A 25,942-nucleotide genomic window follows, 5' to 3' on the forward strand; every position below is an offset into this window, starting at 1 on the left:
TGGCTAGTCCAGCACCGGGCGGGGCACCTTGCGCGACGCGGCGACCGCGGGAGTGACGGCACTCATCAGTCGCCCGGGCACGTTCATCGAGGGCAGCGACGGCGTGGTGCCGGCGCTCGCCGAAATGGGGGTTACCGGGGCGCTCGCCACCCCGGCCGGCCCGGTCGCCGCGGGAAGGTTCGGCGCCGCCGGCGTGGCATTGGCCCAGGTCGCCGGGACCGACAACGGCCCGATCGTGGCGGCTCGGCCCGCGCTCGCGGAGACCGTGCTGGTGAGCTGCGCCGCAGCCGTTCCGCCCACCGCCGGACTGGCCGCCGATGCCAGCACCGGATCGAGCGCGGGGACGCTGGCTGCCGCGCTCATCAGCGGATTGGCACCGGACATCAGCTGACCCATGGCCATTTGCATGGGCTGCATCGCGAACTGGGCCGGCGTCGAGAGCATCTGCAGCTGCGACATCGGGTTCATCAACTGTTGTGCGAACGAGTTGACCACCGAGTTGATCAGCTGCTCGGCGAATGACGTGAAGGTCGGGGTAGGCAGGCTGGTCAGGGTCAGCGGCGGCTCGGCGAACGGTGTCCACCCTGCCGCGGCCGCGGTCGTGCTGGCGTCGTAACCGGTCATGGCCGCCACGTCCTGGGCCCAGAATTCGGTGTACTCGGCCTCGGTCGCGGCGATCGCCGCGGTGTTCTGACCCAGGATGTTGGTCGCGATCAGCGTCATCAGCAGGGCGCGGTTGGCCGCGACGACCTCGGGGGGCACGGTGGCGGTGAACGCGGTTTCGAACGCGCCCGCAAACAGCCGGGCCTTGATGGCCAGCAGCTCGGCTTTCGCCGACGTGCCGGTCAGCCACTGCACGTAGGGGGCGGCGGCCGCGGCCATGGTCATCGATGCCGGCCCCTGCCACGCCCCACCGGTCAGCGTCGACACTGTCGTCTGGAACGAACCGGCCGCCGACGCCAGCTGAGCGGCCAGCGCGTCCCAGGCCGCCGCCGCTGCCCAGATCGTCCCCGAGCGCGGTCCGGCATAGATGCGCGCAGAATTGATCTCCGGTGGCAACAGCACGAAATCCGGCAACATCCGGGACCTCTTCTCGGCCAACCGCCACGGCCGGTGTGACCAGGGATCCCGTCCCGTTACTTCGCACCAGCTGCTACGGCCTGCGCAAATAGCTGTCGCAATATTTAGCACAATGTGACGGTCACCGCACCACCTGTTGGACAGACGTCGAACTTGTCGCGCAAACGGTGGGAAAACTTGGTTGTCACTCACCACTAGAGTGGAAGCGCGATGGTTCGAGGAGAGAAGGGGCTAGTGGACAGCGGCGCACAGTCGAGCCAGGCCAACCAGACCGGAACGGCCCGCGTCAAGCGCGGTATGGCCGAGATGCTCAAGGGCGGCGTCATCATGGACGTCGTCACCCCGGAGCAGGCCCGAATCGCGGAGGGCGCCGGCGCCGTCGCGGTCATGGCGCTGGAGCGAGTACCCGCCGACATCCGCGCCCAGGGCGGCGTGTCCCGGATGAGCGACCCCGACATGATCGAGGGCATCATCTCCGCGGTCACGATCCCGGTGATGGCCAAGGCGCGCATCGGGCATTTCGTCGAGGCGCAGATTCTGCAGAGCCTGGGCGTGGACTACGTCGACGAATCCGAGGTGCTCACACCCGCCGACTACACCCACCACATCGACAAGTGGAAGTTCACCGTGCCGTTCGTGTGCGGGGCGACCAATCTCGGTGAGGCGCTGCGGCGCATCAGCGAGGGCGCGGCCATGATCCGGTCCAAGGGTGAGGCCGGCACCGGTGACGTGTCCAACGCGACCACGCACATGCGCGCCATCGGCGGTGAGATCCGTCGGCTGACGTCCTTGGCGCAAGACGAATTGTTCGTTGCGGCAAAGGAATTGCAAGCGCCCTACGAGCTCGTCGTGGAAGTGGCCCGGGCAGGCAAGCTACCGGTCACCCTGTTCACGGCCGGCGGGATCGCGACCCCGGCCGACGCGGCGATGATGATGCAGCTCGGCGCCGAGGGTGTGTTCGTCGGCTCGGGCATCTTCAAGTCGGGCGACCCCGCGCAGCGCGCCGCCGCGATCGTCAAGGCCACCACGTTCTACGACGACCCGGACGTACTGGCCAAGGTCTCTCGCGGCCTGGGTGAGGCGATGGTCGGAATCAACGTCGAGCAGGTCCCGGAGCCGCATCGCCTGGCCCAGCGCGGCTGGTAAAACAGGCCGTGGCTATTGAAGAGATCCTTGATCTCGAGCAACTCGAGGTCAACATCTACCGGGGCAGCGTGTTCAGCCCGGAATCGGGATTTCTGCAGCGCACCTTCGGCGGCCATGTCGCCGGCCAGTCGCTGGTTTCGGCGGTGCGCACCGTCGACCCGCGCTATCAGGTGCACTCGCTGCACGGTTATTTCCTGCGGCCCGGGGACGCCACGGCGGCGACCGTTTTCATCGTCGAACGAATACGCGACGGCGGCTCGTTCTGCACCCGCCGGGTCAACGCCATCCAGCACGGCGAGACCATCTTCTCCATGTCGGCGTCCTTCCAGACCGACCAGGAGGGCATCCACCACCAGGACCCGATGCCGCCGGCGCCGCCGCCCGACGGCCTGCCCGGGCTGGACTCGATCAAGGTCTTCGACGATGCCGGGTTCAAGCAGTTCGAGGAGTGGGACGTCTGCATCGTGCCCCGCGACCTGCTGCAGCTCTCGCCGGGCAAGGCCTCCCAGCAGCAGGTGTGGTTTCGTCACCGTGATCCGCTGCCCGACGACCCGGTGCTGCACATCTGCGCACTGGCCTACATGAGCGACCTCACGCTGCTGGGTTCGGCGCAGGTCACCCACCTCGACGTGCGCGAGCATCTGCAGGTGGCCTCGCTGGACCACGCGATGTGGTTCATGCGGGCATTCCGCGCCGACGAGTGGCTGCTCTACGACCAGTCCTCGCCCTCGGCCAGCGGCGGTCGCTCGCTGTGCCAGGGCAAGATCTTCACCCAGTCCGGCCATATGGTCGCGGCGGTCATGCAGGAGGGGCTGACCCGCTTCAAGCGGGGATACCAGTCGTGAGCCGCCCGAGGATCGGCGTTTTGGCGCTGCAGGGCGACACTCGGGAGCATCTGGCGGCGCTGCGCGATGCCGGGGCCGAGTCGATGCCGGTGCGCCGGCGCGGCGAGATCGAGTCGATCGACGGGCTGGTCATCCCGGGCGGTGAATCCACCACGATGAGCCACCTGCTGGGAGACCTCGACCTGCTCGAGCCGTTGCGTGAGCGGCTGGCCGACGGGCTTCCGGCCTACGGCGCATGCGCCGGCATGATCATGCTGGCCAGCGAGATCCTCGATGCCGGCGCCAACGGGCGCCAGGCGCTGCCGCTACGCGCGATCGATATGACGGTGCGGCGCAACGCTTTCGGACGTCAGGTCGATTCGTTCGAAGGCGATGTCGAGTTCGCCGGCCTGGACGGCCCGGTGCGGGGGGTGTTCATCCGGGCGCCGTGGGTCGAGCGAGTCGGGGACGGCGTACAGGTGCTGGCCACGGCCGCGGGACACGTCGTAGCGGTCCGGCAGGGGCAGAAGCTGGCGACGGCGTTTCATCCGGAGATGACGGGAGACCGGCGCATCCACCAGCTTTTCGTCGACATCGTGCGGGGCCGCGCCTAGCGCGTGCTCTCGTCCGCGACGTTGCGGCGGGACTGCTGCAAACCCGGCGCGTCCGGGTCGTCGTGCTGATGCTCGAGGTGGTCTTGCTGCTGACGCTGCTCCTCGGTGGACTGGGTGGCATCCTCGGGTTCTTTGGGCTGATTCACCCGGTTAGGTTCGCCCGAATCGCGCGCGGTCAAACGCGGGGGTTGAGTGTGCATCCTGGGCGGCAATTTCCCGGAATTCTCACCCTCACCGCACACTCGAAGCCGTCACCGCACACTCGACGCCCAGCCACCCACACCAGTCACATCTGTACCAGCCGGGGTCCTACGAGGTGTTCTACGAAAGCGATATCGCATGCGACACCACTTGCGCGAACCGTCGTCGCCCCCCTTTCCTGTGACGTCTGGGGATCCCGATTCGGAAGGGGAGTCGCCCGGCGACCCGCCCCGGTCGTCCACGTAGACTCGGCGGCGAACTTTACGTAACAGAAGAGGTAGAACACACAGATGAGCGGCCATTCCAAGTGGGCCACCACCAAGCACCAGAAGGCCGTCAAGGACGCACGCCGTGGCAAGGAGTTCGCGCGGCTGATCAAAAATATCGAGGTCGCCGCCCGTACCGGCGGTGGTGACCCGGCGGGCAACCCGACGCTCTACGACGCCATCCAGAAGGCGAAGAAGACCTCGGTGCCCAACGACAACATCGAGCGAGCCCGCAAGCGGGGTGCCGGGGAGGAAGCCGGTGGCGCCGACTACCAGACGATCATGTACGAGGGCTACGGCCCCAACGGCGTGGCCGTGCTGATCGAATGCCTCACCGACAACCGCAACCGCGCGGCCGGCGAGGTCCGGGTGGCGGTGACCCGCAACGGCGGCAACATGGCCGACCCGGGGTCGGTGTCGTACCTGTTCACCCGTAAGGGCGTCGTCACGCTGGAGAAGAACGGCCTGTCGGAGGACGACGTGCTGACGGCGGTGCTGGAGGCGGGCGCCGAAGACGTCAACGACCTCGGCGAGAGCTTCGAGATCATTTCCGAGCCGACCGACCTGGTCGCGGTGCGCACCGCACTGCAGGAAGCCGGCATCGACTACGACTCCGCCGAGGCCAGCTTCCAGCCGTCGGTCAGTGTGCCGGTCGACGTCGACGGCGCCCGCAAGGTGTTCAAGTTGGTCGACGCCCTGGAGGAGAGCGACGACGTGCAGAACGTCTGGACCAACGTCGATCTGTCCGACGAGGTGCTGGCGGCTCTCGACGAAGATTAGTCGTAGCCGTGCCGCATGTCGTCGACAATGCGCGGGTTGTCCAGCGTTGACGGTTCGAGCGGACGCGGTGCGATGTCGTCGGAGAACACCGTCGCGGCTTGCAGCACTTGGGGATTGAGGTAGCGCAGCGGCGGCGCGTCGGCGGGCATGGCGGGTACCGGTGCGGCGTCACCCGCGGGGCCCGCCAATGCGAAACCCCAGTCACCGAACGTCGGCACATGCACGTGGTAGGGCGTGACCCCATACCCCGCCGAACGCATCGTCGATATCGTGCGCCAGAACGCGGTCGGTGTGGAGAACGGGCTGCCGGCCTGGACGACAACCAGCCCACTGGGCGAAAGCGCATGCGCGACAAGGGCATAGAATTCGCTTGAATAGAGTCGGCCCAGAACGGGGGTGTCCGGGTCGGGCAGGTCGACGATGACGGCGTCGAAACCCCCGGGCGGACTTAGTTCGGGATGGGGAGCCCGAAGCCAACGCATCGCGTCGTCGATCACGACGGAAACCCGCGGGTTGTCCAACGCGCCGGCATTGGCGTCGTGCAGGGTGGTGCGGGCGATCTCGATCACCGCAGGGTCGAGCTCTACCTGCACGATCTTGTCGATTCCTTTCTGGCGCAGTAGCTCTCGTGCTGCCAGGCCGTCGCCACCGCCCAGGATCAGCACCGAGCGGGCGCCCTTGCCGAGCGCCGGATAGACGAGGCTTTCGGTGTAGCGGTATTCGTCGCGGGTGGAGAACTGCAATCCACCGTCCAGATACAGCCGGGTGTCGTTGTCGCGACGGGTGACCACGATCTCCTGGTAAGCGGTGTGCCGGTAGGCGATGATCGGGTCGGCGTAAAGCCTTTGGCGGCTGGTCGTTTCGATGTCGTGTGCGTGCACCAGCAGCGCGACCAGCAGCCCGAGGGCCGCGGCGAGTGCACTCAGCGCGGTCACCAACTGCGCAGTGGAGATCACCCGCCGCAGCAGGAACATCGCCACAATGGCCGCCGCGACCAGGTTGATGACGCCGGTGGCCGCAGCGCCGCGGATCATTCCGAGATGCGGCAGCAAGGCGAACGGCCAGACCAATCCGCCGACCAATGCGCCCAGGTAGTCGGCCGCGTTGAGGTTGGCCAGCGTGCGGCCGGTATCCGTCGCCGTGTTCTCGGCGGGGCCATCCCGCCCCTGCTGCAGCAGGGTCATCAGCAACGGCACCTCGGCGCCGACCAGGCCGCCGATCAGTGCGGTGCCGAGCGCCAGCACCCACGCCGACCCAATTGTGCCGTCCAGGAAAGCGAACACCGCGTACAGCGCCGCGGCGGACAGCCCGCCGATGATGCCCAGCAGCGCCTCGACCGTGACGAAGACGATGCCGGCGTACCGCAGCAGTGGCTTGACCAGCAGCGCACCCACGCCCAGCGCGGCGATGTAGCCCGCGACGATCAAGGAGGTGGCGACGACACCGCCGCCGTTGAGGCTGGCGGACAGCGTCAGCAGGGCCAGTTCGTAGATGATGCCGCAGGCCGCACAGGCCGCGACCGCGGCGAGCAGCAGCGCGCGCCAGCGCATCGACGGCTCCGCGGACCGTGCGGCTTGCTGCGTGGTGGTCATGACACCGCGGCGGCCGTCACTGCTCCGACAGCCAGCAACATCAGCGCGACCGCGAACGAGCCGGGATGCAGGTCGGGGTCGTCGATGTGCTCGTGGAAACTGCCCGGAATCACCAAATGCAGTGTCAGCAACGCGATTCCCAACAGGATCACACCCATGATCCCGTACACCGCCACGCCGACGAGCCCCTGACCCAATTGGCTGTAGCTGTTGACGATGGAGCTGACGATCACGGTGGTCAGCGAGATATACATCGCGCAGGCGACCACGACCGCGTTGGGGCGGCGATCGACGAACACCAGCTGACGCAGCTTGCCCGGGGTCAACGCGTCGACCATGTAGAAGCCGACCAGCAGGACGGCCATGCCGACGACGAAGTACAACAGCGTCGCGACGACGCCCTTCAGGACGGGGTCGAGATCCACGTTTCCGATATCGAAGGCGAGGTACACGGTTGTCTCCTTTGCTATTTGGTTCCGCCCGGCCCGCCGGGGCTACCGCCGGAACCGCTCGACGGGGACCCGGGACTGAAGCCGGGGCCGAGGAAGATGTAGGAGCCGTGGCTGTAGCCGGCGCCGAGGCTTTCGACGCGAATGCTGCACGGGTGGTTGCCATCTGGGCCGACGGTCACGATATTGTCGCTATAGCGCAGGTACTCGTTGTCGTCGTTGTCCGCGCGCGCCTCGGGTTCTTGATAGTCGGCAAGCGCGTCGGCGACCTGATCGGGCGATCCGCTGCACAGGTAGCGCGTGGCGTTGGCGTCGCGCGAGTACTCGCGGTAGTTGCTTGCGACGTATCCGGCAATATCCTTCTGCAGCAAGATGATTCCAATCACCAATGACACCACCGACGCTGCGGCCAGCCCGCCGGCGAGCCAGAACAGGTGTTTGCGGCTCACGGATGCCACCGGCTCGCCGTGTGGACCACCACGCCGCCGGACACCTGGGATCGCTGCGGGTACAGGTGCCACGTCTGCCAGCGCCAGCCGGTGCCGTCGGGTTCGGCGGCCAACACGGTCAGGGCGGCGTCATCGCCGGGGAAAGTGCCGCCGAGCCAAGCGTTTTCGGCTCGGCATCGGTCCCGCAACTCGCGCGCCAATTGGCGAAACGTCGCTTCGTCGTGCGTGGTGGTGCGCGATTGCAGCGCATAACCCGAGGCTTCGGCGTGCTCGGGCAGCATGCCGGTGTCGCTCTCGGCGGTGCAGGTCACCTGCTCGGAGAAGGTGGCCACGGCGTGCTCGATCGTGACCAGATGTGAGGCGCCGAGCACCGCGAGCCGCAGCGCGCCGCCGTCGGGATGTCGCAGCGCATGGCTGGCCAGCAGCGGGGGTTCGGGCGCGTTGAGGGCAAGCCGCAGCCTGCTCCCGGACACGTCGGCCGGAGCTACCGCGAGCCGATAGAGCGGCACCGCGCGGACCTACGGGCTGCCCGGCGTGGGCGCCGGGTAGACGGTGAGCTCACCCGGCGAGACCGGCTTGCCCGTCGAGACCTCCCAGGGCGTACCGGGTGCCCAGCGCTCGAAAGACAGCAGCGCGGTCTCGTCGGCGTTGGCACAGTCGACGAACTCCATCTCGCCACCGGCGGGCAGGCCCGTCGTGCCCTCGGTCGTGTACGACGCGCGACCCCGTTCCGTTTCGTGAAACGCGATCCCGTCGACCAGGTACTGATCGCCGGGCTGCAAGGTGACGTCCTTGCGGGTGACCCACATGACGAGCTCGAGGCGTCCGTCGTCTTCTTCGACGGCGAACCAGGTGGGCAGGTCGCCGCCCTCCAGCAGGTGCTCCCACCACACGAACGGTCCCTCGCGGAACGTCACCGACCCGCGGACCACGTAGTCGACACCGGCATAGCTGACGATGGCGCCGGGGCCCAGCTGCCGGGGCCCGAACTGCGGCATCGCGTCGGAGGCCAGGGGATCGCGGCGCCCGCGAGGCTGCGCCGCCGCCTTGGGACGTTTCAAGGCGATGACAAGTACGACGATGGACGCGACGAACAGCACCGCGGCCAGCACCACCAGCACTGTTCCCACGTAAACCCTCCCGTCGCCGCGGCGGTGGAGCGAACGTTGGCTTAAGTTAACAGCTTTTGCCGGGTCCGGAGGCGTGTCCTGCTCCGTGCCGTCCGACTCGACCGCTACGCTATCGAACAGCTGTTCGGGCCACAGTATTTTCAAAAGTGGAGGTTGGAGCATGCGGGTGATGGGCGTCGACCCCGGACTGACCCGATGCGGGCTGTCCGTGGTGGAAAGCGGGCGCGGCCGAACTATCGTCGCGCTGGATGTCGACGTGGTCCGTACCCCGTCGGCTGACGCGCTGCCCCAACGACTGCTGGCCATCAGCGACGCCGTCGAGTACTGGCTGGACACGCACCGTCCCGACGTCATCGCGATCGAGCGGGTGTTCGCGCAGCACAACGTATCGACCGTGATGGGCACCGCGCAGGCCGGCGGGGTGATCGCGCTAGCGGCGGCCAAACGCGAAATCGGCGTGCACTTCCACACGCCCAGCGAGGTGAAGGCCGCGGTCACCGGCAACGGCACCGCCGACAAAGCTCAGGTCACCGCGATGGTCACCAGAATCCTTGAGCTGCAAGCCAAACCGACGCCGGCCGACGCGGCCGACGCGCTGGCACTGGCCATCTGCCATTGCTGGCGGGCTCCGATGCTGGCCCGGATGGCGGCGGCCGAGGCGATGGCCGCCGAGGCGCGTCAGGCCTACCGCGCCAAGTTGGCCGCCAAGGCCAAGGCCGCCAAGGCGGGGGCGGGCCGATGATCGCCTCAGTGCGCGGTGAGGTAATCGAGGTGGCACTCGACCATGTGGTAATCGAAGCCGCCGGTATCGGCTACCGGGTGAACGCGACACCGTCGACGCTGGCCACGCTGCGGCACGGCAGCGAAGCCCGCCTGATCACCGCGATGATCGTTCGCGAGGATTCGCAGACGCTGTACGGGTTCGTCGACAACGAGACCCGCGACCTGTTCCTGACGCTGCTGTCGGTGTCCGGCGTCGGGCCGCGGCTGGCGATGGCGACCCTGGCCGTGCACGACGCCGCGGCATTGCGCCAGGCGTTGTCCGACGGCGACGTCGCCGCGCTGACCCGGGTGCCCGGCATCGGCAAGCGCGGCGCCGAGCGCATGGTTCTCGAGTTGCGCGACAAGATCCATTTGGCCGGTACGCCCGCGGCGACACCGGCGGGCGCGGGTCTCAATGGCCACGCGGTGCGGGGCCCGGTGGTCGAGGCGCTGATCGGCCTGGGCTTCGCGGTCAAGCAGGCCGAGGACGCCACCGACAGCGTGCTGGCGGCCAGTCGCGAAAAAGGCGAGCAGGCAACGACTTCCGACGCGTTGCGGGCCGCGCTGTCGTTGCTGGGTAAGACCAAATGAGCGACGAGGATTCCGCGGATTACGCGGATCGCGACCTGTCTGCGGCGCTGACCGTCGGAGAGGGCGACATCGACGTCAGCCTGCGGCCCCGCTCGCTACGCGAGTTCATCGGCCAGTCCCGAGTCCGCGAACAGCTGCAGCTGGTCCTCGAGGGCGCCAAGAACCGTGGCGGCACACCGGATCACATTCTGCTGTCCGGCCCGCCGGGGCTGGGCAAGACGTCGCTGGCGATGATCATCGCCGCCGAGCTCGGGTCCTCGCTGCGGGTGACTTCGGGCCCGGCCCTGGAGCGCGCCGGCGACCTGGCCGCGATGCTGTCGAATCTGGTCGAGCACGACGTGTTGTTCATCGACGAAATCCACCGCATCGCGCGGCCGGCCGAGGAGATGCTCTACCTCGCGATGGAAGACTTCCGGGTCGACGTCGTGGTGGGCAAAGGCCCTGGGGCAACATCGATTCCGCTGGAGGTGGCGCCGTTCACGCTGGTCGGGGCTACCACCCGGTCCGGCGCGCTGACCGGTCCGCTGCGGGACCGCTTCGGTTTCACCGCGCACATGGATTTCTACGAGCCGGGCGATCTGGAGCGGGTGCTGGCCCGTTCGGCCGGGATCCTCGGCATCGAGCTGGGCGCCGACGCCGGTGCTGAGATCGCCCGACGATCGCGCGGCACGCCACGGATCGCCAACCGCCTGCTGCGCCGGGTCCGGGACTTCGCCGAGGTGCGCGCCGACGGGGTGATCACCCGCGACGTCGCTAAGTCCGCGCTGGAGGTCTACGACGTCGACGAGCTCGGGCTCGACCGGCTGGACCGGGCGGTGCTGTCGGCGCTGACCCGCAGCTTCGGCGGCGGCCCGGTCGGGGTGTCGACGCTCGCGGTGGCGGTCGGGGAGGAGGCGACCACCGTCGAGGAGGTGTGCGAGCCGTTCCTGGTGCGTGCCGGGATGATCGCGCGGACGCCGCGCGGGCGGGTGGCCACCGCGCAGGCCTGGACCCATCTGGGTATGTCACCACCGGCCGGGGTCTTGCAACCCGGGCTGTTCGAGTAGGAGCGAGCGCGAGCGCGGCGTGCCGGTTGAAAGGGGCGCACCGCCCGCTTGCGGGGGAGGGTCGCGACCGTCAACGTAGGAGGCGTCATGATCACCGCCGGACTGGCATTCGCCGCGCTCGCGGCGTTGTTGCACGTGTACATCTTCACGATGGAGTCGTTGACCTGGACCTCGCCCCGTACCCGAGCGACCTTCGGTACGACGCCCGAGGAGGCCGAGACCACCAAGCTGCTGGCCTTCAATCAGGGCTTTTACAACCTTTTCCTGGCGATCGTCGCCGGCATCGGGACCGCTGAGATCGCGATGGGACATCGGGCGGTGGGTGCCGCGCTCGTCTTCGCCGGGATCGGATCCATGGCCGCGGCCGCGGTCGTCCTGGTGGTGTCGGCGCCCGACAAGGCCAGGGCCGCCGTGACGCAGGGCATCTTCCCGTTGATCTCGATTGTGCTACTGGTCCTCGGCCTGGCTTCGTAACACAAGGAACACCGGTCACACTGGTCACGGCAGAACCCCTGGGCGGGGCGGCCAGGGGTTACAACCGCGAATTGCAGGGGTATCCACGCGGTGCTGAAGTAGTCCGGCGTCAATAGGGGGATGCAATGAAGTACGCACAAGACGGCCATCCGGGCAGGCTGTGGATGCCACGCTCCCGCGGGGCGGTTTGTGGGTTGATCCTGATCGTTCTTGGTGCTTGGGGTGCGTTGATACCGTTCGTCGGTCCGCACTTCAATTTCGCCTACACACCAGACAAAGAGTGGGCGTGGAGCACGGCTCGGGGCTGGCTCGAGGTATTGCCCGGCGGCGTCACCGTGCTCGGCGGCGTGCTGCTCGTCTTTTCCGGGAATCGGGTCACCGGGATCGTCGGCGGTTGGCTGGCCGTGCTGGCCGGCGCTTGGTTCGTGATCGGTAGCGAGGTCGCTCCGATGCTCGGAATCGGGTCTGCCGGAGATCCGATCGCGGCAACGGATCGCAAGCGCGCCGTGCTGGAGATTTCATACTTCTCCGGTCTGGGTGCCTTGATCGTCTTCGTGGGCGGCATCGCGCTGGCGCGCCTGGCGGTTCGACTGGCCAGTGACATCGAAGCCCTCGCCCGGGTGCGTTCGGCGGCGCCGGTGGCCGGCGAGCCCGTCTACATGTCGGGGTTGGAAGAGCCGCACCGTGAGGTGGAGCCGGACGCCCTGACTGCTCCGCGGGTGGGGTCGCCGGACGGCTCGAAGACCGGCGGATGGCGCAAGCAACGCGCGGGCGCCGCGCCCGCGGCCGGCGCGAATTACCTGCGCTGGCCGCATCCTCAGAGCTAGGGGACCAACACAACAGTTCGCCGGCCCTGACGGGCCGGCGAACTGTTGTGCCTAGAGCAGGCCGAGCAGGCGTAGGTCGCTGACGTACTTGGCGATGATCGGCGCGCCGATGTGCGGAATGTCCTTGTCGGGGCCAATTTTGGCGTCCTGGACGGCCGCCCGGAACCGGTCGGTCGGTGCCATCGACCCACGAATCGGGTGCTCCGGCTTCTGGTAGTTGTGCAGCAGCGGCAACAGCGAAGCGTTGCGCTGCTTTTCGGGCAGGCCGCGCAGGGCGGTCTCGAACCGCAGCAGCCAGTCGCCGTAATCGTCGATGCGCTGGATCGCGGTGCCGGCACCCTCGGTTGGGGAGATCAGCCAGTCGACGAACTCGTCCATCCCGATGCCGTCGTCGTACGGGTTCATCACGTGGTAGGTCTGGAAGCTCGTCTTGCCGTCCAGGTTCTGCGCGCCCAGCGTCGAGATGGCTTCGGCGATGAACTCCACGGGCAGGCCGTCGTAGTGCGCCCGCTGCCTATTGCCGTCGGTGTCGCGCTCGTAGAACGAGCCCGGCGCGATGCCGGTGGCCACCAGGCTCAGCATCATGCGGGTGAACATGTCCGGCACGTTGAGCTGCCCGGCGTAGGTGGTGTCGGCCAGGATCATGTCGCAGCGGAACACCGCCACCGGCAGGCCACACAGGTCGTTGGCCTCGCGCAGCAACACCTCGCCGGCCCACTTGCTGTTGCCGTAGCCGTTGGCGTAGCTGTCGTTGATCTGCCGGGTCGCACTGATCTGCCGGATGTCGGCGTCCTCGGTGAACTGCCCGGGCTTGATCTGGTCGCCCACCCCGATCGTGGACACGTAGGTGTAGGGCTTTTGCTTGCCGGTCAGCGCGATGCGGATCAGCTCCGCGGTGCCCAGCGCGTTGGGGCCGAACAGCTCGCTGTACGGCAGCACGTGGTTGACCAGCGCCGCCGGGTCGACGATCAGGTCGACGGTGTCGGCCAGCCGCTGCCAGGTCGCCGCGTCCAGGCCGAGGTCGGCCTCGCCCTTGTCGCCGGCGATGACTTCGAGGTGATCGGCCGCCAGCTCCTGGTAGTGCGCCAGCAGCTTGGGGTCGCCGCTATCGAACGTCTTGTCCAGCCGGTCCCGTGCCTCCGCGTCGGACTTGGCCCGTACCAGGGCGATCACCTTGCCGTCGACCAGGTCCATCCGTTCTAGCCAGTTCAGCGCGAGGTAGCGGCCCAGGAAGCCGGTCGCGCCGGTCAGCAGCACGGTGCGGACCTCGGTTGCCGGCGCCGGCAGGTTCGGTGCGGCGGCCAGCGTCGCCGCGTCGATGAACTTGTCCAGCGTGAGGTCACTGGCGCGCACCTCGCCTGCGCTGTCCTTAGTCGAAAGACCGTGCACCGACGCGAAGCTGGGCCGCTTGGTGCCCTGACGCTCGGACTCGATGTAGGCGGCGATGGCCGCCAGGTCGTTGGCCGGGCTGACGATCACGCCTACCGGCACGTCGACCTCGAAGATCTCGTGCAGCAGATTGCCAAAGGTCAACGCCGACAACGAGTCTCCACCCAGATCGGTGAAGTGGGCATCGGGGGTCAGCTCGGTGCTGGCCGCGCTCAGCATGGCCGCCGCGGCCCGGCTCACCGTCTGCAGCACCGGCGCGGTGCCGCCGCTGCGGCGTAGCTCGCTGAGCTCATTGGCCTGGCCCGCGGCCAGGTCGGCGTAGAGCTGTTCGAGGCGCTCGCCGTACTGCTGCTTGAGCTTGGGCCACGCCAGCTTGCGGATCCCGGTCAGCAGGCCGTTCTCCAGGGTGAACGGCATGGTCTCGATTAGGAAGTCGCGCGGCACCTCGTAGGACTGCAGGCCGGCCTCTTTCGCGACGCTCTGTAGCGAGTCGGCGATGCGTCCCTTGAGCTCGTCGCCACCGAACCGCGACAGCGCCTCCTCGCTGGGCACGATCACCGCCAGCAGGTAGGGGTGCGCGCTGTTGCCGTAGACGTAGATCTGGCGCACCAGCGGGCTGTTGCCGAACACCGCTTCCAGCTTGGCGACGGTGACGAACTCGCCCTGCGCCAGCTTGAGCACGTTGTTGCGGCGGTCGACATACACCACCTTGTTGGGCGCGATTTCGGCGACGACGTCGCCGGTGCGGTAGTAGCCGTCCGGGTCGAACACCCCCGCGGTGGTCTCCGGGCGCTTGTAGTAGCCGGGGAACATGTTCTCCGTCTTGAGCAACAGCTCACCGCGCGGGTACGGCCGGTCGGTCGCGAAGTAGCCCAGATCAGGCACGTCGACCAGCTTGTAGTCGATCACCGGCGGACGCTGTACCTCGCCGTCGAACAGCACCATCCCGGCCTCGGTCGAGCCGTAGCCATCCAGCAGGTGCATGTCGAGCAGCTCTTCCACCCACGCCTTCAGGTCCGGGGAGGTGGGCGCCGAGCCCGTCATCGCGAAGATGAACCGACCGCCCAGCAGACCCTGCGCGAGTTCGCTCATCACGTCGGCCGCACTGCCGCCGCGGTCGACACGGCGCAGGTATTCGCTGTAGAGCGTCTCCCAGATGCGCGGCACGAAGTTCAGCTCGGTGGGCCGCACCAGCTCGAGATCTTCCAGCAGCGTCGACAGGTCGCTGCGGGCGGCGAAGTAGGCCGTGCCGCCGTTGCCGAGCGTGCCGTACAGGATGCCGCGGCCCATCACGTGGCTCATCGGCATGAAATTCAGCGTGATCGACGCGACGGTCGCGCCGAACCAGTTGCGGCCCGACCGGCACCACATCTTGCCGACGTTTCGTCGGGGGTACATCGCGCCCTTGGGTGCGCCGGTGCTGCCGGAGGTGTAGATCAGCAAAGCCAGCTCGTCGTTGTCGACGGCGGCCGCCGGGGTGGCGGGCAGTGTCTTGCCGCGCTGCAGCAGCTCGGCGAGTGGTTCGACGGTCACCGCGGTGTCGGCCAACCGCGCGCGGGCGCTTTCGGCCGCTTCGCGCTCGTCGTCGACCTCGGGGTGGTAGTCGAACACGATGAGCTTGCCGGGCCGGTGGTCGGTGCTCAGGATCAGCTCGACAGCGTCGGACAACTGGTTCACGCTCGCCGCGAAGACGGCGGGCTCGGTCTCGGTCACGATGGGCGTGAGCTGGGTGACCGCCGCGCTGGTCTGCAGCGGAACGCCTACCGCGCCGACCATTGCCAGGGCGATGTCGATGGTGGTGAAGTCGACGCTGTTGAAGCCCAGTGCGGCCACCCGGTCGCCCGGCGCCAGCCCGTCGCTGGTCAGGGCGCGGGCCACTTCGTCGACGCGTTCGCGCAGCTCACCGTAGGTGATGGTGTCGTAGTGGGGGAGGAGCCCCAGCACCGTGCGTCCGGTCTTGGGGTCTTCGACGAATTCGACGGCGCGCTGTCCCAGGGCCGGGCGGTCACCGTAACCCTCGAGCACGGTCTGGATGATCTGCGGAAGTTGCAGTCCAGGCTGCTCGAGGGCCTCGACGACCGCCGGGTCCGGCTTGGCGGCGGCGAACTGTGGGTCGGTCGCCGTCAGAATCTCAATGCGGCGCTCCAGCCGCTGTTCACGAGTCGACATGACACTTCCTTGCATTTCTGAGAAGTTCAGGCTGCCTGCGCGACGTTGCGCCGATAATTAGAACGTTAGCGAAGCTAAAGGTATTCCTCAATGACATTTACCTGTGGCTTTGGTGTGAGATCGCCCACCAGGGCGCGCACCGCGGAGCGGGTGCCGAACGGTCGAAGCAGCGCGCTCGCGGGTCGGGTCCGCACGTTCAGTGGCCACCAGAACCAGCGTCCCAGCAGCGCCGCGATGGCCGGTGTCATCAACGCGCGAACGAGCAGTGTGTCGAACAGCAGGCCGATACCGATCGTGGTGCCGATCTGACCGATGGCGCGCAGGTCGCTGACGATCATCGACGCCATCGTGAACGCGAACACCAGGCCGGCATTCGTCACGACCTTGCCGGTACCGCCCATCGACCGGATGATGCCGGTATTCAGTCCGGCGCCGATCTCTTCTTTGAAGCGGGAGACCAGCAGCAGGTTGTAATCCGACCCCACGGCCAGCAGAACGATGACGGACGTCACCACCACGAGCCAGTACAACGGGAAACTCATCAGGTATTGCCAAAACAGCACCGACAGTCCGAAGGAAGCGCCCAGCGAAAGCGCAACCGTACCGACGATGACGGAAGCCGCGATAAAGGCTCGGGTGAGGACCAACATGATGATGAAGATGAGGCAGAGCGACGAAGTCCCGGCAATCAGCAGATCCCACTTTGCTCCCGCCGACGTATCTTTCAGGGTTGCCGCGGTTCCGGCCAGGTAGATCCCGGCGCCTGCCTCGGGCGTTGTCTTGAGCGCCTCCTCGGCGGCGGTCCGGATCGGCTCGATCCTCGCGATGCCCGCGGCCGTGGCCGGATCTTCTTTGTGCTCGATGATAAATCGAGCCGCATGCCCGTCCGGTGAGAGGAAGCCATTCATCGCCCGCTGAAAATCCTTGTTTTCAAAGACCGCGGGCGGCAGGTAGAAGGTGTCGTCGTTGCGGGCGGCGTCGAACGCGTGCCCCATGGCCGTCGGGTTCTCGCCCAGCTGGTTCATCTGGGCGAGCACTCCGGACATGGTGCTGTGCATGGTCAGCATCGTGGTTCGCAACGTCTGCATCGTCGAAATCATCACGGGCAACTCGGCATTCAGCTGCGGCATGATCATGTCGACGCGATCGAGGTCCGCCGCCAGGTCGGCGAGTTTGTCGCTGATCTCGTCGACGCCGTCGAACGAATCGAAGAGCGACCGCACCGACCAGCAGATGGGGATGTCGAAGCAGTGCTTCTCCCAGTAGAAGAAGCTGCGGATCGGCCGGAAGAAGTCCTCGAACCCGGAAATGTTGTCGCGCAGTTCCTCTGTGATCGCCACCGTGTCGTGGGTGGCGACGGTGAGCCGATGCGTCGTGTGGGCGAGCTGTTGCAACAGGTCATATAGGCGCTGGGTGATGGCGACCGTTTTCGCGATGTCGTCGGCTTGGGCCAGCAGGTCTTTCATGCGGTCCTGCTGCTGCTTCATGGTTTGCAGCATCGCGGCATTTCGAAGGCTGATCTGGAACGGCACGGTGGCGTGTTCCAGTGGCAGCCCACTGGGCCGGGTTATCGCTTTGACCCGCCAAATGCCCGGCACCGCAAGGATCGCCTTTGCCAGCTTGTTCAAGACCAGGAAATCGGCCGGATTTCGCATGTCGTGATCCGACTCGATCATCAGCACCTCGGGCTTCATCTGTCCCTGCGAAAAGTGGCGCGCGACGGCTTCAAATCCCTGGTTGGCCGGGATGGCCCCGGGCAGATACGCGCGGTCGTCGTAGCTGGCTCGGTATCCGGGCAGGGCGAGGAGTCCGACGAGCGCCACCGCCAGGGTCGCGGCCAGAATCGGCGCGGGCCACCGGACCGTCGCCGTGCCGATTCGCCGCCACCGACCCACCTGGATCGGTCGTTTGGGCTCGAACAGGCCGAAACGATTGCCGACGTCGAGCACCGCGGGTCCCAGCGTGAGCGCTACTACCGTGGTGACCACTATCCCCATCCCGCAGGGCACGCCCAGGGTTTGGAACGACGGCATCCGGGCGAAGGCGAGGCAGAAGATCGCCCCGGCGATCGTCAATCCGGAACCGGTGATCACGTGCGCGGTTCCGCGATACATCGTGTAGAAGGCGGCTTCGGAGTCCTCGCCGGCCTGCCGGGCTTCCTGGTATCGCCCGACGATGAATATCCCGTAGTCGGTGCCCGCCGCGATGGCCAGCGAGGTGAGCAGACTGACCGCAAACGGGGTCAACCCCATGGTGCTGTTGTGCACGACGAGAGCGACGACGCCGCGCGCCGTCGCCAGTTCGACGCCGACCGTGACCAGCAGCAGGACCACCGTGACGATGGAGCGGTAGACGAGGAGCAGAATCAGCAAAACCACGGCCACCGTGGTCAACGTCAGCTTGAGCATCGATGCGTCGCCGCTGTGTTTCAAATCCGCTGCGAACGCCGAGACCCCGGTAACTCCAACCGTTATCCCCGGCGGTGCCGGCGAATCGGCGACGGCCTTGCGGACCGCTTCGATCGACTCGGTGGCGCGTAACTCGCCCTGGTTGCCGGAAAGATTCACCTGAACCAAAGCCGCTCTGCCGTCAGCGCTTTGCGCGCCCGCGGCAGTCAGCGAATCGCCCCAGAAGTCCTGGATGCTCTGCACGTGTTCGGGATCGGCGCGCAGGTTGCGGATCAGGCCGTCGTAGTACTTGTGTGCCGCGTCGTCGAGTGGACGATCGCCCTCCAGGACGATCACCGCGGAACTGTCGGAGTTGCCCTGCCCGAACACCGTGCCGATGTGCATGGTCGCCTGGTACGAGGGCGCGTCCCTGGGGACCAGCGAGATCGAATGCTGCTCGGCAACCGCCTCGAGCGGCGGGACCGCGACATTGAGGACGACGACGACCGCCAGCCAGCCCAAGATGATGGGCACCGCGAACCGGTGAATCGCGCGGGCCACGACGAGCCGCGAGTTACAGGTCGGCCAGCAACAGGCGCAGGACCTCGAGTCCCTCGGTGAGCAGCTCGTCGCTGATGGTCAGCGGGGGCAGCAGCCGAATGACGTTGCCGAACATGCCGCAGGTCAGCACGATGACTCCGGCCGCACCGGCCGCGGTCGCCAGCTTGTTCGTCAGCTCGGCGTCGGGGTCGCTGGTACCGGACTTGACCAGCTCGACGGCGATCATGGCGCCGCGGCCACGCACATCGCCGATCCGGTCGTCGCCGGCCTGCATCCGCAGCAGCACGTCGAAGATCAGCCGCTCGATCTGCTGGGCCCGCTCGATCAGGCCGTCGTTCTCGATGGTCTCGATGCTGGCCAGCGCCGCCGCGCAGGCCACGGGGTTGCCGCCGAAGGTGCCACCCAGGCCGCTGACGTGCGGGGCGTCCATGATCTCGGCGCGGCCCGTCACTCCCGACAGCGGCAATCCGCCGGCGATGCCCTTGGCCGTACAGATCAGGTCGGGCTGCAGGCCGTTTGGTCCCTCGTGCTCGCAGGCGAACATCGCCCCGGTGCGCGCGAAGCCGCTCTGCACCTCGTCGGCGATGAACACCACATTGTTCTGGTGGCACCAGTCGACCAGCGCGGGCAGGAAGCCCTCGGCCGGGACGATGAATCCGCCCTCGCCCTGGATCGGCTCGATGATGACGGCGGCCAGGTTGGCGGCGCCGATCTGCTTGTCCAAGACGCTGATCGCCCGCGCGGCGGCCAGCTCGCCGTCGGTCGCCAGGTCCTTGTCGAGCAGGCCATCGCGGTAGGGGTAAGACATCGGTGCCCGGTAGATCTCCGGCGCGAACGGGCCGAAGCCGCTCTTGTACGGCATCGACTTGGCCGTCAGCGCCATCGTCATGTTGGTGCGGCCGTGATAGGCGTGGTCGAAGGCCGCGACGGCGGGTTTGCGGGTGTAGGAGCGCGCGATCTTGATGGAGTTCTCGACGGCTTCCGCGCCGGAGTTGAACAGCACCGAACGCTTTTCACCCGAGCCCGGGGTGATCCGGTTCAGCTCCTCGGCGACCGCGACGTAGGACTCGTACGGCGTGACCATGAAGCAGGTGTGGGTGAACTCGGCGACCTGTTCGCGCACCGCGTCGACCACCCGCGGCGCGGAGTTGCCGATCGTGGTGACGGCGATCCCGGAGCCCAGGTCGATGAGCCGGTTCCCGTCGACGTCCTCGACGATGCCGCCGCCGGCGCGCGCGACGAACACGGGCAGGCTGATGCCGACGCCGTGGGACACCGCCGAGGCGCGGCGCTTGTTGAGTTCCAGCGATCGGGGACCAGGGATTTCGGTAACCAGCTGGCGGGTCTGTTCGAGGCTGGCCACGACGTCCTCCTCCCGGCGACGCGCGTGTCGCGTCGCGCTGAAAGCCTATCTGCAGGCTGGGTCTTGGCGCCTGCCGAGGATGCGGCCCCACCGCGCGCCCCCGGGCCTGCCAGACTGGACGGGCACACTGGACCCTCGAAAGCCCAGCAATACCGATACGAAAGACAGGCACGTTTCGATGGAAAGTTTGGTTTTGTTCCTGCCGTTCCTGCTCATCATGGGCGGGTTCATGTACCTGGCGTCGCGTCGCCAGAAGAAGGCGATGCAGGCCACCATCGACCTGCACGAGTCATTGCAGCCAGGGGACCGCGTGCACACCACGTCCGGTATGGAGGCCACCGTCGTCGCGCTCACCGACGACACCGTCGACCTTGAAATCGCGCCCGGCGTGGTGACCACCTGGATGAAGCTGGCCGTCCGCGACAAGATCCTGCCGGAGGACGACTTCGACGAAGACGACGACTTCGAAGAGTCCGACGGCGCGCAGGGTACGGCCGGCGAGAGCCACGTGACCAAAGATCAGTGACCACAGCGGTCCGATGAGCGGCTTCCGCCGAGCGGGCACGTAGGCTCTCTCGGGAGCCAGCAAACCGATTATCAAGGAGATATAAGGAAAGTGGCATCGTCTTCGGCGCCGGTGCACCCAGCTCGGTACCTGTCGGTTTTCTTCGTCTTGCTGATCGGCGTCTACTTGCTGGTGTTTCTCACCGGGGACAAGCGCGCCGCCCCGAAGCTCGGCATCGATCTGCAGGGCGGTACCCGCGTCACCTTGACCGCGCGCACTCCGGACGGCTCCCGCCCGAGCCGGGAAGCACTCTCGCAGGCGCAGCAGATCATCAGCTCGCGCGTCAACGGCCTGGGCGTCTCCGGTTCCGAGGTCGTGGTCGACGGTGACAACCTGGTCATCACGGTGCCCGGCAACGACGGCAACGAGGCCCGCAACCTGGGGCAGACCGCGCGCCTCTACATCCGCCCCGTGCTGAACTCGGCGCCGGCCCAGGCGGCCGAACCCAAACCCCCGGCCGGCGCCGCGCCCCCTGGCGCCCAGCCCGCGCCGCCACCCGCGGGACAACCCGCACCACCCGCCGGCCAGCCCGCACCACCCGCCGGGCGGCCCGCGCCGCAGCCGCGCCCCTACCCGCAGGACCCGCCGCCCAGCCCCAGCCCCGCGCCGGCACCCGGCGGTCCGGCCGCCGACGCCCCGCCGCCTGAGGTGCCCGGGCCGCCCGATCCGCGCAAGGATCTCGCCGACCGCATCAAGGTGATGAAGGATTTCCGGCAGAGCAACAACCCCTACATCCAGATGGTTGCTCAGCAGTGGGTGGCCGCCCACTGCGACAAAGAGGACATCCTGGCCGGCAACGACGATCCGGCCCTGCCGCTGATCACCTGCTCGACCGACCACAAATACGTCTATCTGCTGGGACCGTCGATCATCAGTGGTGACCAGATCCAGGACGCCAGCTCGACGATGAACCAGCGCGGCATCGGCTACGTCGTCGACGTGCAGTTCAAGCCCGCCGCGGCCAACACCTGGGCGGACTTCACCGCCGCCCACATCGGCACCCAGACGGCGTTCACCCTGGACTCCCAGGTCGTCAGCGCACCGATGATCCAGGAAGCGATCCCCGGCGGCCGGACCCAGATCTCGGGCGGCGACCCGCCGTTCACCGCCGCCACCGCCAAGCAGCTGGCCAACGTCCTGAAGTACGGCTCGCTGCCGCTGTCCTTCGAATCGTCGGAGGCCCAAACCGTCTCGGCGACACTGGGATTGACCTCGCTGCGAGCCGGGCTGATCGCCGGCGGGATCGGCTTGGTCCTGGTGCTGCTGTACTCGCTGCTGTACTACCGGGTGCTGGGATTGCTGACGGCGATATCGCTGACTGCTTCCGGTGCAATGATTTTCGCGATCCTGGTGCTCCTGGGCCGGCAGATCAACTACACCCTGGACCTGGCGGGTATCGCCGGTCTGATCATCGGTATCGGCACGACCGCGGACTCGTTCGTGGTGTTCTTCGAGCGCATCAAAGACGAGATCCGCGAAGGCCGTTCGTTCCGCTCGGCCGTGCCACGAGGCTGGGTACGTGCGCGTAAGACGATCGTGTCGGGTAACGCCGTCACCTTCCTGGCCGCCGCGGTGCTCTACGGCCTGGCGATCGGGCAGGTGCGAGGGTTCGCCTTCACGTTGGGCCTGACCACGATCCTCGACATCGTGGTGGTGTTCCTGGTGACCTGGCCGCTGGTGTACCTGGCCTCCAAGTCTCCGACGTTGGCCAAGCCCGCGTACAACGGCCTGGGCGCTGTCCAGCAGGTCGCCCGTGAACGCCGTGCGTCAGACGTGAAGACCGGACGGGGAACGCGATGACCTCCAAAGAGACCGACGCGACCGAACTCACCGAATCCACCGATGTCGTGGAGCTCAAGACCGACTCCGCCGCGCCGCCACCGCAGCACAGCTTCCTGGCCCGGCTCTACACCGGAACCGGCGCGTTCGAGGTGGTCGGCCGACGCCGGTTGTGGTACGGCATCAGCGGGGCGATCGTCGCGGTCGCCATCCTGTCCATCGTCCTGCGTGGCTTCACCTTCGGGATCGACTTCAAGGGCGGCACCACGGTGTCGTTCCCGCGCGGCAACGTCGCGACCTCGCAGGTGCAGGACGTGTTCCGCAAAACCCTGGGCCGCGACGCCGCATCGGTGGTCATCGTCGGCAACGGCGGTTCGGCGACGGTGCAGATCAGCTCCGAGACGCTGACCAACGACCAGACGACGAAGTTGCGCAACGCGCTGTTCGACGCATTCCAGCCCAAGGGCACCGACGGCAAGCCGAACAAGGCGGCGATCAGCGACTCCGCGGTCTCGGAGACTTGGGGCGACCAGATCACCAAGAAGGCGCTGATCGCGCTGGCCGTGTTCCTGGTGCTGGTCAGCGTCTACATCATGGTGCGCTACGAGCGCTACATGTCGATATCGGCGCTGACGACCATGGTTTTCGACCTGACCGTCACCGCGGGCGTGTATTCGCTGGTGGGCTTCGAGGTCAGCCCGGCGACGGTGATCGGCCTGCTGACCATCCTCGGGTTCTCGCTGTATGACACCGTCATCGTCTTCGACAAGGTCGAAGAGAACACCAAAGACTTCCAGCACAGAAACCGGCGCACCTTCGCCGAGGAAGCCAACCTAGCGATCAACCAGACCTTCATGCGCTCGATCAACACCAGCCTGATCTCCGTCCTGCCGGTGCTGGCGCTGATGGTGGTGGCGGTGTGGCTGCTGGGCGTCGGCACGCTGAAGGACCTGGCGCTGGTGCAGCTGGTCGGCATCCTGGTCGGCACCTACTCCTCGATCTTCTTCGCCACCCCGCTGCTGGTCACGCTGCGTGAGCGCACCGAACTGGTGAAAACCCACACCCGCCGCGTCCTCAAACGACGCAAGCCCGGCGCGTCGGAGCCGGCGCAACGCTCGGCCGACGAGGAATCTGACACCGAGACCAGCACCGAGACCAAAAAGGCCGCGGTGCCGTCCGGCGAGCAAGCACCGAACAAGCCGGCCCCCGGTGCGCGGCCCGTGCGACCCACCGGTACCCGGCGCCCGAGCGGCAAGCGAAACGCCGGCCGGCGGTAGCCGCGATGCTCAGGCGGGCCGCGGCTGTTTCGCTGACCGTTGCGCTCGCCGTCACGTTCGTGGTGACGGGATGCTCGGGTAGCGCCGCCTCGCAGATCGACTATGTCGTCGACGGCCGGCTGAGCACCTATAACGCCAACACCACTGTCGGGTTCGCCTCGGCCGGGGCGCAGGCGTTCGCCCGCACGCTGACCGGGTTCGGCTATCACGGCCCCGACGGACAGGTCGTCGCCGACCACGACTTCGGCTCCGTCACGGTGGTGAGCGGTTCACCGCTGGTGCTCGATTACCAGATCGCCGACAACGCGGTGTACTCCGACGGCAAGCCGCTGACCTGCGACGACATGGTGCTCGCCTGGGCCGCTCAGTCGGGCCGGTTTCCCGGTTTCGACGCCGCCACCCAGGCCGGCTACGCCGACATCGCCAACATCGAATGCATACCGGGACAGAAGAAGGCGCGGGTGTCGTTCGTCCCCGACCGCGGCGTCGTCGACTACAACCAGCTGTTCGCCGCGACCACGATGATGCCCTCGCACGTGATCGCCGACCAGCTGAATATCGACGTGACCGCGACGCTACTGGGCAACAACGCGCAGTCGGTCGCACCGATCGCGCAACTGTGGAACACGACGTGGGACCTCAAGCCCGGCCTCAAACACGACGAGATCGCCAAGCGCTTCCCGTCGTCGGGACCGTACAAAATCGAATCCGTCCTCGACGACGGCGCCGTGGTGCTGGTCGCCAACGACCGGTGGTGGGGTCCCAAGGCGATCACCAAGCGGATCACCGTGTCGGCGCAGGGCCCCGACATCCAGGACCGGGTCAACAACCGCAGCGTCGACGTGGTGGATGTCGCGGCCGGGTCATCGGGAGCGTTGAACACCCCGGACAACTACGAGCGCACCGATTCGGCGGCGGCGGGCATTGAGCAACTGATCTTCGCGCCGCAGGGACCGCTGGCTCAGAACAACGATCGCCGCACGTTCGCTTTGTGCGTTCCCCGTGACGTGATCGCGCGCGACGCCGGGGTCCCGATCGCCAACTCGCGCCTGTCTCCGGTCGCGGAGGACGCCGTCGCGCAGGCGGACGGTGCCGCCGAGGCGAGCCCGTACAACAAGCCGGACCCGGTCGCCGCCCGCGCCGCGCTGGGTGGCGCGCCGCTCGCGGTGCGAATCGGCTATCAGGGGCCCAACGCTCGGCTCGCGGTCACCGTCGGAACCATCACCAAGTCGTGCGCCGCCGCGGGCATCAATGTTTCCAACGTCACACTCGACACCTCCGGACCCCAGGCGTTGCGGGACGGAAAGATCGATGTTCTGCTGGCCAGCACCGGTGGCGCCAGTGGCAGCGGGTCCACCGGATCGTCGTCGCTGGACGCCTACGACCTGCACAGCGGCAACGGCAACAACCTGTCGGGATATGCGAATCCGCAGGTCGACGGCATAATCGGTGCACTTGCGGTGTCCGGCGACCCGGCCGAGCGTGTTCGCCTGCTTGCCGAAGGAGCCCCGGTACTGTGGGGTGATATGCCGACGTTGCCCCTATATCGGCAGCAGCGCACGTTGCTGATGTCGAAAAAGATGTACGCAGTCAGCGCGAATCCGACCCGCTGGGGCGCGGGTTGGAACATGGACCGATGGGCTTTGATGCAGTGACGGATATTCGCGAGCATGCGGCCCTGGCCGACCTCATCGCGTCGTTGACCCGCGACGTTTCCAACTTTCCGAAGCGAGGAGTCCAGTTCAAGGACCTCACTCCGCTGTTCGCCGACCGAACGGCGATGAACGCGGTGATCGACGCGCTGGCTGACATCGCGGCCGGCTCGGATCTGGTCGCCGGGATCGAATCGCGGGGGTCGTTGGTGGCCGCGGCCGTCGCCGCCCGGCTCGGCACCGGCGTGCTGTCCATCCGCAAGGAGGGCAAGCTGCCGCCGCCGGTGCTCCACGAGAAGTACACCCGCGAGTACGGTCCCGCGGCGATCGAGATTCCCGCCGACGGTCTGAACTTGCGCGGCACCAGCATCACGATCATCGACGACGTGCTGGCCACCGGCGGAACGCTGGGTGCCGCGAATCGCTTGCTCGAGCGAGCCGGAGCCAAGGTGACCGGTGCGGCCGTACTGGTGGAAATCACCGCGCTGGGCGGCCGGGAGGCGGTCGCCCCGTTGGTGGTAGACAGCCTGAGCCGCGTTTAGAGGGGATATCCTCGAGGTCGGAGGTGA

General features: G+C 67.3%; 24 protein-coding genes. 14 read left to right on the top strand and 10 right to left on the bottom strand.

Features of this window, described 5'->3' with window-relative positions; translation table 11 throughout:
* Positions 1-3: 3 nt before the first annotated feature.
* Positions 4-1,080: a PPE family protein gene (locus MJO58_RS10555; RefSeq protein ID WP_239722786.1), complete on the bottom strand. Its 1,077-nt coding sequence runs from the start codon at positions 1,078-1,080 to the stop codon at positions 4-6.
* Between the two features lie 210 nt (positions 1,081-1,290).
* Between MJO58_RS10555 and pdxS the strand changes: the two genes are divergently transcribed.
* From pdxS to pdxT, 3 genes are read left to right on the top strand one after another with little or no spacing between them, the layout of a single operon-like run.
* Positions 1,291-2,226: a pyridoxal 5'-phosphate synthase lyase subunit PdxS gene (gene pdxS, locus MJO58_RS10560; RefSeq protein WP_175364408.1), complete on the top strand. Its 936-nt coding sequence runs from the start codon at positions 1,291-1,293 to the stop codon at positions 2,224-2,226.
* Positions 2,227-2,234: 8 nt separating this feature from the next.
* Positions 2,235-3,071 (top strand): acyl-CoA thioesterase II, encoded by an 837-nt coding sequence (tesB, locus tag MJO58_RS10565; RefSeq protein ID WP_239722787.1) that lies wholly within the window; start codon positions 2,235-2,237, stop codon positions 3,069-3,071.
* Complete coding sequence (gene pdxT / locus MJO58_RS10570) at positions 3,068-3,664, top strand: pyridoxal 5'-phosphate synthase glutaminase subunit PdxT (protein ID WP_239722788.1); 597 nt, start codon at positions 3,068-3,070, stop codon at positions 3,662-3,664. The genes tesB and pdxT overlap by 4 nt, the downstream gene beginning before the upstream one ends.
* Here pdxT and MJO58_RS10575 read toward each other — a convergent pair.
* Complete coding sequence (locus MJO58_RS10575) at positions 3,661-3,810, bottom strand: hypothetical protein (protein ID WP_175364409.1); 150 nt, start codon at positions 3,808-3,810, stop codon at positions 3,661-3,663. The two genes, pdxT and MJO58_RS10575, sit on opposite strands and share 4 nt — an antisense overlap.
* Before the next feature lie 345 nt (positions 3,811-4,155).
* Between MJO58_RS10575 and MJO58_RS10580 the strand changes: the two genes are divergently transcribed.
* On the top strand, positions 4,156-4,911 hold the full coding sequence (locus MJO58_RS10580) for a YebC/PmpR family DNA-binding transcriptional regulator (protein WP_090601467.1): 756 nt from the start codon (positions 4,156-4,158) through the stop codon (positions 4,909-4,911).
* Here MJO58_RS10580 and MJO58_RS10585 read toward each other — a convergent pair.
* From MJO58_RS10585 to MJO58_RS10605, 5 genes are read right to left on the bottom strand one after another with little or no spacing between them, the layout of a single operon-like run.
* Positions 4,908-6,503, bottom strand: coding sequence for a polyamine aminopropyltransferase (locus tag MJO58_RS10585; RefSeq protein WP_090601468.1), 1,596 nt, complete (start codon positions 6,501-6,503; stop codon positions 4,908-4,910). The two genes, MJO58_RS10580 and MJO58_RS10585, sit on opposite strands and share 4 nt — an antisense overlap.
* Entirely contained in the window at positions 6,500-6,955 is a 456-nt protein-coding gene (locus tag MJO58_RS10590; RefSeq protein WP_090601469.1) for a DUF350 domain-containing protein, read from the bottom strand. Before MJO58_RS10590 ends, MJO58_RS10585 begins: the two co-directional genes overlap by 4 nt.
* Before the next feature lie 14 nt (positions 6,956-6,969).
* Positions 6,970-7,401 carry a DUF4247 domain-containing protein gene (locus tag MJO58_RS10595; protein WP_090601470.1) on the bottom strand — a complete coding sequence of 144 codons (432 nt, stop codon included), beginning with the start codon at positions 7,399-7,401 and terminating at the stop codon, positions 6,970-6,972.
* Positions 7,398-7,910, bottom strand: coding sequence for a DUF2617 family protein (locus MJO58_RS10600; protein ID WP_239722789.1), 513 nt, complete (start codon positions 7,908-7,910; stop codon positions 7,398-7,400). Before MJO58_RS10600 ends, MJO58_RS10595 begins: the two co-directional genes overlap by 4 nt.
* A gap of 9 nt (positions 7,911-7,919) precedes the next feature.
* A complete protein-coding gene (locus MJO58_RS10605) occupies positions 7,920-8,531 on the bottom strand; it encodes a DUF4178 domain-containing protein (RefSeq protein WP_090601472.1) in 612 nt (203 codons plus the stop codon).
* Between the two features lie 160 nt (positions 8,532-8,691).
* Between MJO58_RS10605 and ruvC the strand changes: the two genes are divergently transcribed.
* The 5 genes from ruvC (at position 8,692) to MJO58_RS10630 (ending at position 12,231) form a co-directional block, all read left to right on the top strand.
* Positions 8,692-9,273 carry a crossover junction endodeoxyribonuclease RuvC gene (gene ruvC, locus MJO58_RS10610; protein WP_090601473.1) on the top strand — a complete coding sequence of 194 codons (582 nt, stop codon included), beginning with the start codon at positions 8,692-8,694 and terminating at the stop codon, positions 9,271-9,273.
* A complete protein-coding gene (gene ruvA / locus MJO58_RS10615; protein WP_239722790.1) occupies positions 9,270-9,884 on the top strand; it encodes a Holliday junction branch migration protein RuvA in 615 nt (204 codons plus the stop codon). Before ruvC ends, ruvA begins: the two co-directional genes overlap by 4 nt.
* Positions 9,881-10,930 (top strand): Holliday junction branch migration DNA helicase RuvB, encoded by a 1,050-nt coding sequence (gene ruvB, locus MJO58_RS10620; RefSeq protein WP_239722791.1) that lies wholly within the window; start codon positions 9,881-9,883, stop codon positions 10,928-10,930. The genes ruvA and ruvB overlap by 4 nt, the downstream gene beginning before the upstream one ends.
* 87 nt (positions 10,931-11,017) lie before the next feature.
* Positions 11,018-11,404, top strand: a complete 387-nt coding sequence (locus tag MJO58_RS10625) for a DUF1304 domain-containing protein (protein WP_090601476.1) — start codon at positions 11,018-11,020, stop codon at positions 11,402-11,404.
* A gap of 125 nt (positions 11,405-11,529) precedes the next feature.
* The gene (locus tag MJO58_RS10630) at positions 11,530-12,231 is read left to right on the top strand and encodes a hypothetical protein (RefSeq protein ID WP_239722792.1); all 702 of its coding nucleotides are present in this window, start codon (positions 11,530-11,532) and stop codon (positions 12,229-12,231) included.
* A 51-nt stretch (positions 12,232-12,282) separates the two neighbouring features.
* Here the strand turns inward: MJO58_RS10630 and car are convergent, their stop codons facing one another.
* From car to gabT, 3 genes are all read right to left on the bottom strand, one after another.
* Positions 12,283-15,789, bottom strand: coding sequence for a carboxylic acid reductase (gene car / locus MJO58_RS10635; RefSeq protein ID WP_239722793.1), 3,507 nt, complete (start codon positions 15,787-15,789; stop codon positions 12,283-12,285).
* A gap of 74 nt (positions 15,790-15,863) precedes the next feature.
* On the bottom strand, positions 15,864-18,737 hold the full coding sequence (locus MJO58_RS10640) for an MMPL/RND family transporter (RefSeq protein ID WP_239722794.1): 2,874 nt from the start codon (positions 18,735-18,737) through the stop codon (positions 15,864-15,866).
* Positions 18,738-18,750: 13 nt separating this feature from the next.
* Positions 18,751-20,100, bottom strand: coding sequence for a 4-aminobutyrate--2-oxoglutarate transaminase (gene gabT, locus MJO58_RS10645; RefSeq protein WP_090601479.1), 1,350 nt, complete (start codon positions 20,098-20,100; stop codon positions 18,751-18,753).
* A gap of 178 nt (positions 20,101-20,278) precedes the next feature.
* Here gabT and yajC point away from each other — a divergent pair, with 178 nt between their 5' ends.
* The 5 genes from yajC to MJO58_RS10670 all read left to right on the top strand — a co-directional run bounded on the left by yajC (position 20,279) and on the right by MJO58_RS10670 (position 25,915).
* Positions 20,279-20,626, top strand: coding sequence for a preprotein translocase subunit YajC (yajC, locus tag MJO58_RS10650; protein WP_090601480.1), 348 nt, complete (start codon positions 20,279-20,281; stop codon positions 20,624-20,626).
* Positions 20,627-20,716: 90 nt separating this feature from the next.
* The gene (gene secD / locus MJO58_RS10655; protein WP_239722795.1) at positions 20,717-22,465 is read left to right on the top strand and encodes a protein translocase subunit SecD; all 1,749 of its coding nucleotides are present in this window, start codon (positions 20,717-20,719) and stop codon (positions 22,463-22,465) included.
* Positions 22,462-23,721 (top strand): protein translocase subunit SecF, encoded by a 1,260-nt coding sequence (gene secF, locus MJO58_RS10660; RefSeq protein WP_239722796.1) that lies wholly within the window; start codon positions 22,462-22,464, stop codon positions 23,719-23,721. The genes secD and secF overlap by 4 nt, the downstream gene beginning before the upstream one ends.
* Before the next feature lie 5 nt (positions 23,722-23,726).
* Positions 23,727-25,376: an ABC transporter substrate-binding protein gene (locus MJO58_RS10665; protein ID WP_090601482.1), complete on the top strand. Its 1,650-nt coding sequence runs from the start codon at positions 23,727-23,729 to the stop codon at positions 25,374-25,376.
* Positions 25,373-25,915 (top strand): adenine phosphoribosyltransferase, encoded by a 543-nt coding sequence (locus tag MJO58_RS10670; protein WP_420845418.1) that lies wholly within the window; start codon positions 25,373-25,375, stop codon positions 25,913-25,915. Before MJO58_RS10665 ends, MJO58_RS10670 begins: the two co-directional genes overlap by 4 nt.
* The last annotated feature ends 27 nt before the right edge of the window (positions 25,916-25,942 follow it).

This window comes from Mycobacterium lentiflavum (assembly GCF_022374895.2).
GTDB classification, from domain to species: domain Bacteria; phylum Actinomycetota; class Actinomycetes; order Mycobacteriales; family Mycobacteriaceae; genus Mycobacterium; species Mycobacterium lentiflavum.